Source organism: Bradyrhizobium sp. BR 10261, from assembly GCF_019455395.1.
In the GTDB taxonomy this organism is placed as follows: Bacteria; Pseudomonadota; Alphaproteobacteria; order Rhizobiales; family Xanthobacteraceae; genus Bradyrhizobium; species Bradyrhizobium manausense.
Genome location: NZ_JACOFQ010000023.1, coordinates 12,172 through 27,435 on the forward strand (window position 1 = coordinate 12,172; position 15,264 = coordinate 27,435).

The window sequence follows — 15,264 nt, forward strand, 5'->3', positions numbered from 1 at the left end:
GCCGGCCGTGGGCTATTGGTCGGAACGCGGCGGCGGCGGGTTCAAACCATCACCGCGCTTGCGGGCTTCGGTCGCCGGGCAGCGCTGAATGCGAAAACAACCCCATGCACAGTAGCCAAGCTGCGTCAGAACAAGGTCTTTTGCACGACAATTGCGGAATTTCAGAAATTGCGCTTGTTTCGTCGGGCAAAACAGGTGCATGATGGCATCATGGCGGGAGGTTCGACAGGCAGGATTCTGGCCTGGGTCTCTAGAGCGTAATGGGTTTAGGTCGAATCGAGTTCGGCCGATGCCGTGCTCTCTCCGTTCCCTCCCCCTTGTGGGGGAGGGGCAGGGAGGGGGGTGCCACACGGGGACTCCTTCCATCGCGCCCTCTACGTCATTCATCAACAACCGATACCTTTTCCTTGGCTACCCCCCTCCCTAGCCCTCCCACACAAGGGGGAGGGAACGCACCTCCCTCGGCGGACTAGACGAGCCTCATCCCATCACGCTCCCGAAAGCGTTTGCCGCCGGACGGTGCGCGTTTGTGCACTGTCACCGCAACATCCAGCATCCGCTCAGGCGAACTGAGAATATCGGGACAGCTGAAAGAAGGGTTCTGCCCGGTAGGACGGATCGGTGGCGAGGCGAGCGAGCCTTTGCCCGATGGCGGGCGCGAACTTCGCACCGTGGCCTGAACACGCGGAGCAGATGATCAGGCGCGACTCCGGCCAGCGATCGATGATGAATTCCTCGCCCGCGTCCAGCCTGATGTCGGCGGGCGCGGTGTTGGTGTAGAGGCAGACGTCGCGATCGATGATGGGCCCGGCCGCATCAGGGACGAGGGCGGCCAACGCTTCGCCGATGGGGTGGAGTTCGGCATCGCTGGCCTGCGGACCCCAATCGTCGGGGCCGACCACGGGCCCGTGGTTGTGAGGCGCAGCTTTAACGCCGCGCTGTTCGAAGTCCGGAAAGCCGTAGACCATGTCATCAGGACCTCGATCCAGAATGAAGATCGGGAAACGACCTGAAACCACAGTGTCGGGGCGGACAGGCTTGAACCAGCCGACCGCCTGTCGGGTCACATTGAGCAGCGCGGCGAGTTGCGGGAGTGCACGACCCATCCATGGGCCCAGCGCCAGGATCACGCGCTCGGCGAAGAACTCTTCGCTATCAGTGCGGATCGACACGCCGTCGTGCTGCGGCGTGAAGCTCGCGCGTTCGCCAATCACGCGATTCCCGGCGCGTGAGCGCATCAGTTTCATGACTGTAGCGGTGTGCAGGATCGCGCCACCGTCCTGGACGACGACATCCCAGTCATCAGGCAGGTTGAAAGCCGGAAATTCCTTGTTCGCGACAGACGCGGTCATCTTCGGATCCGGACGCCCTTTCGCGATCGCGGCCGCGCGCGAGGACGCCACCATGGCGGAGCCGGGGCGGCCGGCCTCCAAGATAGGTGTGTCCGTCAGAACCGTTTGACCGCTTTCGGCCTGCAGCCGGATCCAGCCGGCATGAGCCTCGTCGCTCAGGCCAGTGTAGTTGGGGTTTTCGAAATTGAAGCGACGGAAAATGCGACATGACCCATGCGACGAGCCGCGATCCGAACCTGCTGCGACCGGATCGAAGCCGAGCGCATCGACGCCGGCATCCAGCAACGCGCCCAGCGCCGCTCCGCCCATGAGCCCCAGACCCAGCACGGCAACTTCGCATTTTCGCATGAAGACCTCGCAAGCGATGCTACGACGCGCCGATCATCCTGATGATTACGCGGGTTGACAAGGTCTAGGGGGCGATTGCGGCAGGCATCGACAACGCCGTATCAGATCAATGGGGCGGCATCAGTGCCATCGGGTCCGTCCCTGTCATCGACGGCCTGCTCGCGGCAACGACGCTGACGCACGATGGTCGGAGAGCATAACGCCGTAGCCAAATAGAGAGGGCGCGCCGATAACCCAAGTCATCTCGAATTCCGCGAAGGCCGCCCGATCAGTTCCCTTGAAATCGTGCAGGGGCGGACGGCGCTTTAGGAAGTTGTTGCGCGAGCATGGTATCAAAGTTTGCGCATGCAAACGCGATATCATCGAAATCCCTCGCAGAAATTTTCAGCGAATCGCCCAGACGAAAAATCAAATCGCGCGGCTCCATCCGCATTTGGATTATTGTGTCGCTTCTCCGCGAAGAAGTTCTTATAGACCTCAACCTCAACTCCGCCTTGCTCGACGAACACTTTTGCTCTCGGCATGCTTATCTTAAGAACACCCGCTGCATCGACGTCGCGCCACCCGACGATCCCATCGCGATGCTCCAAACAATTTCTCGCGGACTGCAATGAGCCATAGGCCTCCGCAAACGGCACTGGATTTTCGAGGCCACGATTCACATGCTCCATAAGATTTTGGTTAGCCGCAGCCGTCGATTCTTTAACTAGTGCCGGCACGTCTATGTGCTGCTTAGCTTTGATGAGGTCTGCAAGGTATTCGAGGAGAAAGCGATTTGTTAGCGTGTCGTGCCAAACGCAATTGTAAACGCTAAGGGTGTACAAGGCGACGACCTCTGACAAATGCCAGCTCACCACATCGAGCAAAAAGACTGAAACCGTCAGCATCGTCCGCGTGTGCTCATCGCGCTCAGCGAATGCTGCGATGGCGAAAATGAAAAAAACTGATTGTCGAAAAATGCCGAGGGCCAATGACCTATGGGTTGGCAATGGTGTCATGGTGTCCAGCTGCCGCAACAATCCTGGTACGCCAACTCAATTTCTATATTCGCAAAAATCTGAAAATCTTCGCTCGTTTTGTGTACAGAATAGAGCTCCGTAAGTTGGTGCGGTTAGCCCTGTTTTTTGACGCAAGCTTCAACTGCGAACGCACACTGCTCACCGCCAGTTAGAAGCCCACCAGTCGGACCGGAATAGTTGACCTGACTAACAACTCCGTCTTGAATGACTATGTTGACTGTGCAGAACCGGGCGGTGCTAACGCCGGTTGCGGAGCCAAATGTGCTGACCGTACCGGAAACGTTGTTGCCAGAACGAGTTGCGTTGAAATTGCCATCGGTGCCCGCGACCACCGTCGTAGATCGGTAACCGTTGCCCGATGGATAGGACCAAATCTCCGTTGCTCCTTCCGTAGCTTTTGATGCGGCCGGCCCCATGCAAGTAAACACTTGCTCCTTGGTCATGCCGACGATCGAGGCTTTTGCTTCCTGAGCGACTTGCGAACGCTGAATTGCACAGCCAGCCAATGCGACGCCAAGCGCGCAGATTCCAAGAACACGCATAAAAATTAGTCCTCAGCCCTAAAGGGACTCTGCCTGAATTCATGCAATTGGCAATTGCAATCCCCCAGAATACCAATTTTTTGTCAAATGGCGGAGAGGGAGGGATTCGAACCCCCGATAGGCTTGCACCTATGCCGCATTTCGAGTGCGGTGCATTCAACCACTCTGCCACCTCTCCTGAAGGCGCCATATAGAGGCAGGGCCCCTGTGGTTGGGGGCGTTCATAAGCGAGGATGGCGGGCCAGACAAGGCGCGAAAGGGGAAAATCCGGTGGTTGTTTTGCCGGGTTTGGGCTGTTCTCGCAGCGTCGGAGACAATCGGCACCTTTTTCTGGGCTACCCCCCTCCCTAACCCTCCCCCACAAGGGGGGAGGGAACGCACCTCCCTTGTCGCGGCGAATGAAATCCCAATCTCATCATGCTCCACGAGAGCATTGCCAGCCAGAGGAACTGCCATGGAGCACCTCACCATCTCCGCCAATGGCGCCAAATTCCATGTCGTCCGCGCCGGCACGAGGAAACCGCTGCTTTTGCTGCATGGTTGGCCGGAGTTTTGGCTGACCTGGGAGCCGGTGATCTCAAGGCTTTCGGACTGTTTCAGCCTGATCGCGCCCGATTTGCGCGGCTTTGGCGACAGCGACAAGCCTGATGGCGCTTACGGGCCTGACGGCCACGCGGCCGACATGCTGGCGCTGATGGATGGGCTCGGCATCGAGCGATTCGCGGTGGTTGGCCATGACGTCGGCGGCGCGGTGATGCAGCCGCTGGCGCGCAAGGCGCCGGAGCGGCTGGCGGGGCTGTTCTTGTTCGATTTCGTCTATCCCGGGATTGGGCCGCGGATGGCGGCGCCTGATCGGCTCAACCACATCTGGTACCAGTCGTTCCAGCAGATGGAGATGGCCCCTCGGCTCGTTGGCGCGAGCCGCGAGAGCTGCCGGCTTTATATCGCGCACTTCCTTAAAGGCTGGGCGCATCGCAAGGACGCCTTCGACGACGTGCTCGATCTGTTCGGCGACACCTATTTCAGGGACGGCAATCTCGCCGGCGGCTTTGCGCATTATCGCGCCTCGCATGCCGGGCGGATCGCGATGATGAAGGGCGAAGCGCCTGATCTGCCGCCGATCAGGGTGCCGACCTGCGTGCGCTGGGCCGAGCACGATCCGCTGTTTCCCTATGAATGGACTGATCGGCTGGGGGAGACGTTCAGCGATCTTGATCTCGCGATGTTTCCCGGCGTTGGGCACTTCCCGCATCGGGAGGATCCGGATCGGGCGGCCGCGGAGATTGCGGGGTTCTTTCGGCGGATCGGGTGGTGTTGAGGGGCGAGGCAACTGGCGAGACGAGTCGAATCGCGTTCGTCTCACACGAGCGCTGTCTCCGTTCCCTCCCCCCTTGTGGGGGAGGGTCAGGGAGGGGGGTGCCACACGGGGATTCTCTCCGTGGCCCACCCTCGCATCGTCAACAACCGGCACCGTTTCCTGGGCCACCCCCTTCCCTAGCCCTCCCCCACAAGGGGGGAGGGAACGCACCTGTTTCCGGGCGCGAGCCGGCCTCATTTGATCATGCGTTGGAAAACGGGGTGGGACCGCCAGACGCGGTAAACACTGGCGGTCCCGTGCCGCTTCAATCGAGTTGCTGGCCAGGAAGGGCGGCTTCGCAGGCCTGCGTGAGGCGACGGTTCCACCCTAGCGTGCGTTTCGGGAACTGCAACGCAAAGTTGTCCTTAACCTAACCAGTCAAGGTTACCCTGGTTGACGCGTTTTCTTGACGCGAACCGGTGTCCAAACGCGAGTTAATCCGCCTTGGCAGAGTCCTTATTGTTTTCCTTGTTGTTTTCCTTGGCCTTTTTCTTACCCTCCGCAGCATCCCGGTCCTTGCCGTTGCCATTGCCGCTGTCGCGGTGGCGGTTGGTGAAACGCGCATTGCCAAGGCCGGTGCCGATGGTGAGCACGCCCCAGCGATCGACGTCCTGCATGAACGGCACCTCGGAAAGGCCCTGAACCACGCCGTCATTGTGCATCACGATCGCAGTGTCGTGCTCGCCGATGGCAGGGATGCCCTCGATCAAACTCGCCGGCAGGTTGAACTTGCTGCTCTCCCAATTGCCCGGCAGGTTCTGCGCGCCTTTTTCGATGGACCCATCCGCGTTGATCACGCCGGGACAGGCGATGCCGATGAAGGGCGCGAGCTTGAAGCCATCGGTGTCGGCTGCGACGATCAGCCCCTTCAGCATCTTGGTGAGCCGCTTCACCGCGCCCTCGCGCGTCGGCTCGTCGTCGGCATGCCGCCACAGCTCCGATTTCACCACCTTGGCTTTCGAGAGGTCCTTGGCCTTCTTCCAGCCCGTCTCCACCAGACCGCAGCGAATGTTGGTGCCGCCGATATCCACCGCGAGGATGCTGTCATAGGCCTCGAAAATCCACGAGGGCGCCAGATGCAGCGCGCCGATCAGGCCGGCCTCGTCGGGGTGATGCCGGATCGGCACCATGTCGATCTTGAAGTCCTCGGATTTCAGGATGATCTCGGCGCGCGCGATCGCGAGCTCCCCGAGGCGCGAATCGCGAAAGCCGCCGCCGACCACGATGCGCTCGGTCTTGGCCCAGGCTTTCGTCTTCAGGAACCGGCGCGTGACATAAGCGAGCTCCTGGGCGAACTCCTCGATGGCGCTGTGCACCACGGCGGAGGCTTCGACGTCGTCGCTGATCAGGATGGAATCCAGCGTCTTCTTGCTGATGTTCTCCGACGGCTCCTTGCCGAACGGGTCCTCGCCGGTCTTGCGCAGCGGCTTGCGCCAGCGCTCGAGGATCTCACGGAACGCGCCCTTGCTGGCGCGGTCGCCGAGAAAACCGTCGTCGTCCTTCAGCTCGATATTGAAGCTGTCGATATCGACCGATGGCAGCCGCTCGCCGCCGTGATTGGCGATGCCCGTGGTCTTGACCAGTTCGTCCGTTGCCATGAAATGCCCTTGCCCGCGTTTTCGGATTTGGAAAGACAACGGCGGGGGAACCGGTTGGTTGCTCGGCTGCGGCAATTCGGGCGCGCCTAATTCAGGTGTCCTAATTCAGGTGTCCTGGGGCCAAATCCTTCAAATCCGGGCCTTTTTCGCCCGCTTTTCCTTGACTCTTGGCGACTTGCGGCTATAAGTCCGCACAACCGGCGCGGGGCGTTTCTCGCGCCGCATGTTTTTGCGTGGGTTTTCAAGGGGATACCTCCCGCCCGCACAAAACGCATTAACCCATAGCGACTGACAAAAAGCCGGCCCCTGACTGATGTCATGAGGCCGGGATTGAACACGAAGGAAAAAAACGATGTTCGCAGTCATCAAAACCGGCGGCAAGCAATACCGCGTCGTGCCGGATGATGTCCTGGAAGTTGGCAAGATCGAAGGCGAAGTCGGCTCGATCGTGCAGTTGAATGAAGTTCTGGTGCTCGGCGGCGACACGCCGGTGCTGGGCGCTCCGACGGTGGCCGGTGCCTCCGTTGCGGTCGAGGTGCTCGATCACAAGCGCGGCCCCAAGGTCATCGCGTTCAAGAAGCGCCGCCGCAAGAATTCGCGCCGCAAGCGCGGCTATCGCGACGAGATCACGGTGCTGCGCATCTCCGAGATCCTGGCCGACGGCGCCAAGCCCACCAAGGGCCCGCGTCCGAAGAAGGAGAAGGTTGCCAAGGCGCCTGCAGCGGAAGCTGCCGAGTAACTGGCACGATCACGCCAATTCACGAATTGAGGCGTGCGACGTTTTGAAATGATTCCGTCAAGGAATTGACCTAAGAAGATACGCAGGATTTCGGAGACGAGCCATGGCTCACAAAAAAGCAGGCGGTTCATCGCGCAACGGTCGCGATTCAAAGGGTAAGCGCCTTGGCATCAAGGTGTTCGGCGGGGAGCATGTGATTCCCGGCAACATCATTGCGCGTCAGCGCGGCACCACCTGGCATCCCGGCCTCAACGTCGGCATGGGCACGGACCACACTCTGTTCGCCAAGATCGAGGGTCGTGTTGAATTCCAGGCCAAAGCCAACGGACGCACCTTCGTAGCGGTGCTCCCGCTCGCAGAGGCGGCTGAATAGACGGTGGATCATATGGAGTCCGCCGGGTCCTTGAACGAACCGGCGGAGTCCAGAAGATCGCAAGATCGAAGGCTCCAGGGGAGGCAGGGAAACCGGCTTCCCCTTTCGTTTGACCAAATCACTTTTGACTTAGTGACTTCTAGCGGAGCCGGACATGTTGCAGGACTTTTCGAGCGTGACCTTGGCCGAGGCGAGACCCAGCGTCGTCGCCACCGAACGGCTGACCTTGCGACGGCCGACCCTTGCCGACGCCCACACCATCGCCCGCCTCGCCAACGACCGCCGTGTCGCTGAAAATACCCGCCGCCTGCCCCATCCCTATTCGCAGGACGATGCCGTCGCATTCATCAGGCACATTGCCGCGCTCCGAGCTGAGACCGTGTTCCTGATCGAGCACGACAGCGGGTCGATCGGCATGGTCGGCATCGACCGCTCCACGCCCGACAATGCCGAGCTCGGCTATTGGCTCGGCGTCGAGCATTGGGGCCGGGGCTTTGCCACCGAGGCCGCGCGCGGCGCCATCGACTTCTTCTTCGAGGAGTTCGAGGACGACCATCTCTATGCCGGTGCGCGCGTCACCAATCCGGCCTCGCGCAACGTGCTGGAGAAGTGCGGCTTCCAGTGGAGCGGCGTGCAGCTGCATCGCTTCCTGGCGCTGGGCTCCTCGACCCCGGTCGACTGCTTCCGCCTCTCCCGCGGCGTGTGGTCGTCGCTGAAGAGCTGGAGCAGCGCGAGACGGGTGAGGTAGGGCCAACTCTCACCACGAGTCGTCCCGGCCTAGTTGCGCAATTGCGCACGGGGGCCGGGACGACGGTGAAGCTACACCGGTGGATTCACCTCTTCACTTGCGCGACCCAAATCGCGCTCGCGCAAGTAAATATAGAACCCGGCGCCGATGATGATCGCGGCGCCGATGATGGTGGCGATTTCAGGCACGTCGCCGAACACGACGAAGCCGAAGATCACCGCCCAGACGATCATCGAATATTGATAGGGCACCACGACGCTCGCCGGCGCGAGCTTCAGCGAGCGGTTGACGCAGAACAGCGCCGTCACCGAGATGCATCCGGCCAGCACGAAGAACACCAGGCTGCCTGGCGTCGGCGGCACCCAGTGGAAGGCCGACAGCACGGCACCCAGCGAGAACGTGCCGATAAATTGCGAGGACGCCATCACGATGTCGGGCGTCTTGCGCAGGCTGCGGGTGATCAGCATCAAGGTTGCGAAGGAAAGACTGCCGCCGAGCGCGATCAGCGCCGGCAGGCTCACCGTTTGTGCCGACGGCCGCAGCGCGATCACGACGCCGCAGAAGCCGACCAGGATCGCGGTCCAGCGCCGCCAGCCGACCTTCTCGCCGAGAAAAATGGCCGACATCGCGGTGACGAAAATCGGGCCGGCGAGATAATAGGTGATGACGTCAGCGAGCGGCAGATAGACGGTCGCCAGGAAGAAGGCGGCGACCTCCAGCGTCGACAGCACGACGCGAAACAGCTGCAGGCCCGGCCGCTCCAGATGCAGGAACTGGTGACGCTGCCGCCAGATCATCGGCGACAGCAGCAGCAGCGCCGCGCAGGCACGCAGGAACAAGAGCTGCCCCACCGAATATGTCCCGACCAGGAATTTGCCGATGGCATCGCCGAACGAGAACATCGAGATCGACAGCACCATGAGAGCGATGCCGGCGAGGCGCGCCGAGCGGTCGTCATAGGCGGAGAGTTTCTTGAAGAAGGGCATTGAACGGGCTGCGAAAGGCCGTCATTGCGAGCGAAGCGAAGCAATCCAGAATCCTTCCGCGGAAACAGTCTGGATTGCTTCGTCGCTTCGCTTCTCGCAATGACGGGGAGAGAGCATCAGGATTCGGCGAATAGCGTTGCTTGAGGTCGTTTTAATGTCGTGAGCCGCCCCGACAAGCCCGCACAAGCCGAATTGAGCGGATTGTCGCACCCTTCGCATCGCGGTAGCGATAAGCACCTCACCGAGACAAGAGCTTGCGTCATGACCGATTTCGACCCGGCCCAGCACCGCATGATGCCAGCGCAACGCTGGTTTGAGGATTTCGTGGTCGGCGAGCGCTTTGTGCTGCCGAGCCGGACCCAGACCAGCGCGGTGTTCGCGGCCTTCCAGACCGCGAGCGGCGACACCCACCCGGTGCACTATGATGTGGAATATTGCCGCGCCCGCGGCATGCCGCATCTGCTCGCCCACGGCTTCCAGACGCTGATCCATACCGCGCCAGGCGCCGGGCTGTTTCCATTCATGGTCGAGGACTCCCTGGTCGGCTTCCTCGAGCAGTCGAGCCGGTTCCTCAAGCCCGTCTTCGCCGACGACACGATCTATCCCGCGCTCGAGGTCACCGAGCTCGTGCCCGGCCGCACGACCGGCACGGTGACGCTTCGCAGCACGGTGTTCAACCAGCGCAAGGAGCTGGTGCTGGAAGGCACGCAGAAATTCCTGATCCGGCGCCGGCCGGCTGGTTAAGCGAGGGCCTAAATCGCTCAAATTTCGGCCGATTTGCGGGCAAACCCGGGTTGCCGCGGGTGTCCGGCTGGCCTACCTATGGCCCATGAAATTCCTCGACGAAGCAAAGGTCTATATCCGCTCCGGTGACGGCGGCAACGGCTGCGTGGCGTTCCGCCGCGAGAAGTTCATTGAGTTCGGCGGTCCCTCCGGCGGCAATGGCGGCCGCGGCGGCAATGTCATCATCGAGGTCGCCGATGGCCTCAACACGCTGATCGACTACCGCTACCAGCAGCACTTCAAGGCCCAGAAGGGCGAGAACGGCATGGGCTCGGACCGCCACGGCGCCAACGGCAAGAACATCGTGCTGAAGGTCCCCCTGGGCACGCAGATCTTCGACGAGGATCGCGAGACGCTGATCCACGACTTCACCAAGGTCGGCGAGAAGTTCGTGCTGGCCGAAGGCGGCAATGGCGGCTTCGGCAACGCGCATTTCAAATCCTCGACCAACCGCGCGCCGCGCAACGCCAATCCCGGCCAGCCGGGCGAAGAGCGCTGGATCTGGCTGCGGCTGAAGCTGATCGCCGACGCCGGCCTCGTCGGCATGCCCAATGCCGGCAAGTCGACCTTCCTGTCCAAGGTCAGCGCGGCGCGGCCGAAGATCGCGGACTATCCCTTCACCACGCTGCACCCGCAGCTCGGCGTGGTGAATGCCGACGGCCGCGAATTCGTGCTCGCCGACATTCCCGGCCTGATCGAAGGCGCGCATGAAGGCACCGGCCTCGGCGACCGCTTTCTCGGCCATGTCGAGCGCTGCCGCGTGCTGCTGCATCTGGTCGATGCGACCGGCGAACATGCAGGCAAGGCCTACAAGACCGTGCGCAAGGAACTCGACGCCTATGGCGGGCTGCTCACCGACAAGATCGAAATCGTCGCGCTGAACAAGATCGACGCGGTCGAGCCGGACGAGCTGAAGAAGCAGAAGGACCGGCTGAAGCGCGCTGCAAAGAAGACGCCGCTGCTGCTCTCGGGCGCGACGGGCCAGGGCGTGAAGGAAGCGCTGCGCGCGCTGGTCGATGTGATCGGCGAGGCCCCGGTGTCAGCCAAGGCGAAGAGTGCGGCCGAAGCGGAGCCGTGGTCGGCCTGAGCTCTCTCTCCACGGTCGTCCCGGCGAGGGCCGGGACGACATTGGAATGCGTGGCCGAGAGCACGCGCACCACTGGCTTGTCTTCGCGCCCTCGATAGCGCAGCATCCGACAATCAAGAAATTTCAGGGATGACGCATGGCGCGCGCGAAGAACGTTCTCTGGATCATGTGCGACCAGCTTCGCTACGATTATCTCGGCTGCACCGGCCATCCCCGGCTTAAGACGCCGAACATCGACGCCATGGCCAGGCGTGGCGTGCTCTTCACCAGGGCTTACGTGCAATCGCCGATCTGCGGGCCCTCGCGGATGTCGTTCTATACCGGCCGCTACATGCGCTCGCACGGCTCGCACTGGAACGGCTGGCCGCTGCGCGTCGGTGAGCCCACGCTCGGCGATCACCTGAAGAAGATCGGCGTGCGCAACGTGCTGGTCGGCAAGACCCACATGGCGCCTGATCTCGAAGGCATGAAGGCGCTCGGCATCCCGCCGGAATCCGTCATTGGCGTGCATGTCGCCGAATGCGGCTTTGAACCTTACGAGCGCGACGACGGATTGCATCCGAGCGGCCGGCCACGCCCGAGATACGACGAATATCTGCGAAAGCAAGGTTTCGAGGCCCCCAATCCGTGGGAGCATTGGGCCAATTCAGGCGCAGCCGAAGATGGCTCGTTGCAGAACGGCTGGCTGCTGGTGCATGCCGACAAGGCCGCGCGCGTGCCGGACGAGCATTCCGAGACGCCCTACATGACGCGGCGCGCGATGGATTTCATCCGCGAGGCCGAGACCGATGGCCGGCCATGGTGCCTGCATCTGTCCTACATCAAGCCGCACTGGCCCTACATCGCGCCCGAGCCCTATGCCAGCATGTATTCGACCGAGGACATGATCCCGGTGGTCCGCGCGATGCGCGAGCGGCAAAATCCGCATCCGGTGTTCGGCGCCTACATGGACATGCGCTACTCCCGCAACATGGCGCGCGACGAGGCGAGAGAGAAGGTGATCCCGACCTATATGGGCCTGATCACCCAGATCGACGACCAGATGGGCGTGCTGATGAAGTTTCTGGAGGCGCGCGGCCTCCTGGAAACCACCATGATCGTGTTCACCTCCGACCACGGCGACTATCTCGGCGATCACTGGATGGGCGAGAAGGACCTGTTCCACGAGCAATCCGCAAAGATCCCGCTGATCATCATCGATCCCTCGAAAGAGGCTGACGCCACACGCGGCACACGCAGCGATGCGCTGGTGGAAGGCATCGATCTCGCGCCGACCTTCGTCGATTATTTGGGCGGCAAGGTGCCGGGGCACATCCTCGAAGGACGCTCGCTGCTGCCGCTGCTGCGCGGCGAGAGGCCAGCCGATTGGCGCAAGGTGGCGTTCTCCGAATACGATTACGCCATGCAGGACGTCCGGCTGAAGCTGAACCAGCCGATCGAGCGCTGCCGCCTGTTCATGGTGTTCGACGGCCGCTGGAAATACATCCACGCCACCGGCTTCCGCCCGATGCTGTACGACCTCGAAAAAACCGATCCCGACGAATATGTCGATCGCGGCGACGATCCGGAATGCGCTGCGATCATCGCGCGGCTTCAGGCCGAGCTGTTCGACTGGGCGCTGCATCCGAACGACCACATCACCACGCCGCGCGAGAGGATCGCGAACTACGCCGACAACCAGCTGCAGGTGAAGGGCGGGATCCTGATCGGCATCTGGGACGAAGCGGAGCTTGCCGCGATCAAGGACGGCATCGCCCAGCGCGCGAAGATGTGACCAGCTCTTCGCCTCTGCCCGCGTGCGGGGAGAGGCCGGATCGCATCGGCAGATGCGATCCGGGTGAGGGGGACTCTCGGCGAGTCAGATGCTTGTGGGAGCCCCGATCTTTCAGCACGTCATTGCGAGCGCAGCGAAGCAATCCAGAATCCTTCCGCGGAAAGACACTGGATTGCTTCGCTGCGCTCGCAATGACGATGGGGCAACATCGAAGAATTCGATTCTCACCGTCCCCGCGGAGACTCCCCCTCACCCCAACCCTCTCCCCGCAAGCGGGGAGAGGGAGAAGGGTTCAATTCTCGATCTTATATCCCGTCGCCTTCACGATCGGTTGCCATAGTGCGATGTTGGCGGCGAGCTCCTTGGTCAGGCCATCCGCGCTGCTGCCGACCGGAATCAGCCCGATCGCCGTGAGCTTCTCCTTCACCTCGGGCTTGGCAAGCACCGCGCTCGCAGCGGCGCCGAGCTTGCTGGCGAATTCCGGCGGGCTGCCGGCGGGAAGCCACATGCCGTACCAAGCATCGGCAACGAGATCGATGCCGCTCTCCTTCAGCGTCGGCACCTCGGGCGCAAACGGCGATCGTTCGGCGCTACTGGTCGCGATGATCTTGACGCCCTTGGCGCGATGCTGCGGCAGCGCATCCGCCAATGTGGTAATGCCGAATGAGATATGACCGCCGATGATGTCATTGAGGATCGGCGCGCTGCCGCGATAGGGCACGCGCGTCAGGGCAATGCCGAGATCCTTCTCCAGCTTCGAGCCGGCGAAGTGCGGAATGGTGCCGTTGCTCGGCACGCCGAACGAGGTCTTGTCGGGATGCGCCTTCAGCCACGCGACGAATCCCTTGAAGTCAGCGACATCCATGGCCGGGCCAACCACCAGCGCAAACTCGAACCGCGCCAGCAGCGACACCGGCATGAAATCCTTGGCCGTATCGAAGCTTGGCGTCGTCTCCACCATCGGCAGCAGGTACATGGTCGGCCCCGTGGTCACCAGCACCATGCTGCCGTCGGGGCTCGCGCCCTTCACCGCCTTGATGCCGATCAGGCCGTCGCCGCCGGTGCGGTTCTCGACCACGACGGTCCGCTGCAGCATCGGGGCGATTTCCTGCGCGATCAGCCGGCACAGCGTGTCGCCGCCCGCCCCCGCCGCGAACGGAAAGATGATTTTGGTGAGGCCAGCCTGCGCGTGCGCCTCGCCCGCCTGCTGCGCCAGCAGCGGCAGACCGAGACATCCGGCCATGAATTTACGGCGATCCATTCGTTTCCCGTCCAGCCCGCGATTGGTTGGCGGCATTAGAACCGGGCTGGCCGGCAAGACAAGGCCGACCTTCGCCGTTTACCGTTCTGCCCGCCTTGCGCCGGCCATCGTCCTGCTGCAAAAGCGGGCCTCACCCGAACAATTTCCGTAGCGCCAAAACATACGCACATGGCCAGCCCCGAACTCAGTCAATTCCGCCGCATCGTCGTCAAGGTCGGCTCCGCGCTGCTGGTCGATTCCGACAGGGGCGAGGTGCGTGCCTCCTGGCTCGCCGCGCTCGCCGACGACATGGCCAGGCTGCACAGGGAGGGCCGCGACGTCCTCGTGGTGTCCTCGGGCTCGATCGCGCTCGGCCGCAGCCGGCTCAAGCTGCCGCGCGGGCCGCTGAAGCTGGAGGAGAGCCAGGCTGCCGCCGCCGTCGGCCAGATCGCGCTGGCGCGGATCTGGTCGGAGGTGCTCGGCGCCCACGGCATCGGCGCCGGACAGATCCTGGTGACGCTCCAGGATACCGAGGAGCGCCGTCGCTATCTCAATGCCCGCTCCACCATCGGCAAGCTCCTGGAGTGGCGCGCCATCCCCGTCATCAACGAGAACGATACGGTCGCCACCACCGAGATCCGCTACGGCGACAATGACCGCCTCGCCGCGCGCGTCGCCACCATGGCGAGCGCCGATTTGCTGGTGCTGCTCTCCGACATCGACGGCCTCTACGACGCGCCGCCAAAGAACAATCCGAAGGCAAAACTGATCCCGGTGGTCGAGAGCATCTCCTCGGAGATCGAGGCGGTGGCTGGCGACGCCGAGTCCGAGCTGTCGCGCGGCGGCATGCGCACCAAGGTCGAGGCGGCGAAGATCGCGACGACCGGCGGCACGCATATGCTGATTGCATCGGGCAAGATCGAGCATCCGCTGCAGGCGATCGCCAATGGCGGCCGCTGCACCTGGTTCCTGACCCCTGCCAATCCCATCACGTCGCGAAAGCGCTGGATCGCGGGCACGCTGGAGCCGAAGGGCACGCTGACCATCGATGCGGGCGCGGTGACCGCACTGCGCGCCGGCGCCAGCCTGCTGCCGGCCGGCGTGATCAAGGTCGAGGGCCAGTTCGCGCGCGGCGACGCCGTCATCGTCCGCGGCCCCGACACCAGCGAGATTGGCCGCGGCCTGATCGCCTATGACGCCGAGGTCGCCGAGAAGATCAAGGGCCGCTCCTCGCCTGACGTGATGACCATTTTGGGCATCAGCGGGCGCTCGGAGATGATCCACCGGGATGATCTGGTGGTGGGCGGGTAAGGGCGAA

The 15,264-nt window shown here is 62.6% G+C and carries 14 protein-coding genes and 1 tRNA gene; 8 read left to right on the forward strand and 7 right to left on the reverse strand.

Annotated features, from left to right (window positions below; all coding sequences use genetic code 11):
* Positions 1-560: 560 nt before the first annotated feature.
* The 4 genes from HYH07_RS24675 to HYH07_RS24690 form a co-directional block, all read right to left on the reverse strand.
* Entirely contained in the window at positions 561-1,700 is a 1,140-nt protein-coding gene (locus HYH07_RS24675; RefSeq protein ID WP_220004941.1) for an FAD-dependent oxidoreductase, read from the reverse strand.
* Positions 1,701-2,059: 359 nt separating this feature from the next.
* A complete protein-coding gene (locus HYH07_RS24680) occupies positions 2,060-2,719 on the reverse strand; it encodes a hypothetical protein (RefSeq protein ID WP_220004942.1) in 660 nt (219 codons plus the stop codon).
* A gap of 92 nt (positions 2,720-2,811) precedes the next feature.
* Positions 2,812-3,261 carry a hypothetical protein gene (locus tag HYH07_RS24685; protein ID WP_220004943.1) on the reverse strand — a complete coding sequence of 150 codons (450 nt, stop codon included), beginning with the start codon at positions 3,259-3,261 and terminating at the stop codon, positions 2,812-2,814.
* Between the two features lie 88 nt (positions 3,262-3,349).
* Positions 3,350-3,439 (reverse strand) — tRNA-Ser (locus tag HYH07_RS24690).
* A 276-nt stretch (positions 3,440-3,715) separates the two neighbouring features.
* Between HYH07_RS24690 and HYH07_RS24695 the strand changes: the two genes are divergently transcribed.
* Complete coding sequence (locus tag HYH07_RS24695; RefSeq protein WP_220004944.1) at positions 3,716-4,579, forward strand: alpha/beta fold hydrolase; 864 nt, start codon at positions 3,716-3,718, stop codon at positions 4,577-4,579.
* A gap of 473 nt (positions 4,580-5,052) precedes the next feature.
* Here the strand turns inward: HYH07_RS24695 and HYH07_RS24700 are convergent, their stop codons facing one another.
* On the reverse strand, positions 5,053-6,216 hold the full coding sequence (locus tag HYH07_RS24700; RefSeq protein WP_220004945.1) for an ROK family protein: 1,164 nt from the start codon (positions 6,214-6,216) through the stop codon (positions 5,053-5,055).
* A 352-nt stretch (positions 6,217-6,568) separates the two neighbouring features.
* Between HYH07_RS24700 and rplU the strand changes: the two genes are divergently transcribed.
* The 3 genes from rplU (at position 6,569) to HYH07_RS24715 (ending at position 8,076) form a co-directional block, all read left to right on the forward strand.
* Positions 6,569-6,955 (forward strand): 50S ribosomal protein L21, encoded by a 387-nt coding sequence (gene rplU / locus HYH07_RS24705; protein ID WP_057740817.1) that lies wholly within the window; start codon positions 6,569-6,571, stop codon positions 6,953-6,955.
* Positions 6,956-7,058: 103 nt separating this feature from the next.
* Positions 7,059-7,328: a 50S ribosomal protein L27 gene (gene rpmA / locus HYH07_RS24710; RefSeq protein WP_057740814.1), complete on the forward strand. Its 270-nt coding sequence runs from the start codon at positions 7,059-7,061 to the stop codon at positions 7,326-7,328.
* 154 nt (positions 7,329-7,482) lie between these two features.
* Positions 7,483-8,076 (forward strand): GNAT family N-acetyltransferase, encoded by a 594-nt coding sequence (locus HYH07_RS24715; RefSeq protein WP_220004946.1) that lies wholly within the window; start codon positions 7,483-7,485, stop codon positions 8,074-8,076.
* A 71-nt stretch (positions 8,077-8,147) separates the two neighbouring features.
* Here the strand turns inward: HYH07_RS24715 and HYH07_RS24720 are convergent, their stop codons facing one another.
* Entirely contained in the window at positions 8,148-9,062 is a 915-nt protein-coding gene (locus HYH07_RS24720) for a DMT family transporter (protein WP_220004947.1), read from the reverse strand.
* 261 nt (positions 9,063-9,323) lie between these two features.
* On the opposite strand from HYH07_RS24720, the gene HYH07_RS24725 reads away from it, so the two are divergent.
* The 3 genes from HYH07_RS24725 (at position 9,324) to HYH07_RS24735 (ending at position 12,706) form a co-directional block, all read left to right on the forward strand.
* Positions 9,324-9,806 carry a MaoC family dehydratase gene (locus HYH07_RS24725; RefSeq protein ID WP_220004948.1) on the forward strand — a complete coding sequence of 161 codons (483 nt, stop codon included), beginning with the start codon at positions 9,324-9,326 and terminating at the stop codon, positions 9,804-9,806.
* An 85-nt stretch (positions 9,807-9,891) separates the two neighbouring features.
* Positions 9,892-10,932 (forward strand): GTPase ObgE, encoded by a 1,041-nt coding sequence (gene obgE, locus HYH07_RS24730; RefSeq protein WP_220004949.1) that lies wholly within the window; start codon positions 9,892-9,894, stop codon positions 10,930-10,932.
* A gap of 136 nt (positions 10,933-11,068) precedes the next feature.
* Positions 11,069-12,706: an alkaline phosphatase family protein gene (locus tag HYH07_RS24735; protein WP_220004950.1), complete on the forward strand. Its 1,638-nt coding sequence runs from the start codon at positions 11,069-11,071 to the stop codon at positions 12,704-12,706.
* Between the two features lie 292 nt (positions 12,707-12,998).
* On the opposite strand, the gene HYH07_RS24740 is transcribed toward HYH07_RS24735, so the two are convergent.
* Positions 12,999-13,967: a Bug family tripartite tricarboxylate transporter substrate binding protein gene (locus HYH07_RS24740; protein WP_220004951.1), complete on the reverse strand. Its 969-nt coding sequence runs from the start codon at positions 13,965-13,967 to the stop codon at positions 12,999-13,001.
* 168 nt (positions 13,968-14,135) lie between these two features.
* Between HYH07_RS24740 and proB the strand changes: the two genes are divergently transcribed.
* Positions 14,136-15,257: a glutamate 5-kinase gene (gene proB, locus HYH07_RS24745; RefSeq protein WP_220004952.1), complete on the forward strand. Its 1,122-nt coding sequence runs from the start codon at positions 14,136-14,138 to the stop codon at positions 15,255-15,257.
* Positions 15,258-15,264: the final 7 nt, after the last annotated feature.

Excerpts from the sequence above, each read along its gene's own strand:
- obgE (WP_220004949.1), top strand. The coding sequence starts at position 9,892 with ATGAAATTCCTCGACGAAGCAAAGGTCTATATCCGCTCCGGTGACGGC.
- HYH07_RS24675 (WP_220004941.1), bottom strand. The coding sequence starts at position 1,700 with ATGCGAAAATGCGAAGTTGCCGTGCTGGGTCTGGGGCTCATGGGCGGA.
- HYH07_RS24685 (WP_220004943.1), bottom strand. The coding sequence starts at position 3,261 with ATGCGTGTTCTTGGAATCTGCGCGCTTGGCGTCGCATTGGCTGGCTGT.
- HYH07_RS24725 (WP_220004948.1), top strand. The coding sequence starts at position 9,324 with ATGACCGATTTCGACCCGGCCCAGCACCGCATGATGCCAGCGCAACGC.
- HYH07_RS24720 (WP_220004947.1), bottom strand. The coding sequence starts at position 9,062 with ATGCCCTTCTTCAAGAAACTCTCCGCCTATGACGACCGCTCGGCGCGC.
- HYH07_RS24695 (WP_220004944.1), top strand. The coding sequence starts at position 3,716 with ATGGAGCACCTCACCATCTCCGCCAATGGCGCCAAATTCCATGTCGTC.
- rplU (WP_057740817.1), top strand. The coding sequence starts at position 6,569 with ATGTTCGCAGTCATCAAAACCGGCGGCAAGCAATACCGCGTCGTGCCG.
- HYH07_RS24740 (WP_220004951.1), bottom strand. The coding sequence starts at position 13,967 with ATGGATCGCCGTAAATTCATGGCCGGATGTCTCGGTCTGCCGCTGCTG.
- rpmA (WP_057740814.1), top strand. The coding sequence starts at position 7,059 with ATGGCTCACAAAAAAGCAGGCGGTTCATCGCGCAACGGTCGCGATTCA.
- HYH07_RS24735 (WP_220004950.1), top strand. The coding sequence starts at position 11,069 with ATGGCGCGCGCGAAGAACGTTCTCTGGATCATGTGCGACCAGCTTCGC.
- HYH07_RS24700 (WP_220004945.1), bottom strand. The coding sequence starts at position 6,216 with ATGGCAACGGACGAACTGGTCAAGACCACGGGCATCGCCAATCACGGC.
- proB (WP_220004952.1), top strand. The coding sequence starts at position 14,136 with ATGGCCAGCCCCGAACTCAGTCAATTCCGCCGCATCGTCGTCAAGGTC.
- HYH07_RS24715 (WP_220004946.1), top strand. The coding sequence starts at position 7,483 with ATGTTGCAGGACTTTTCGAGCGTGACCTTGGCCGAGGCGAGACCCAGC.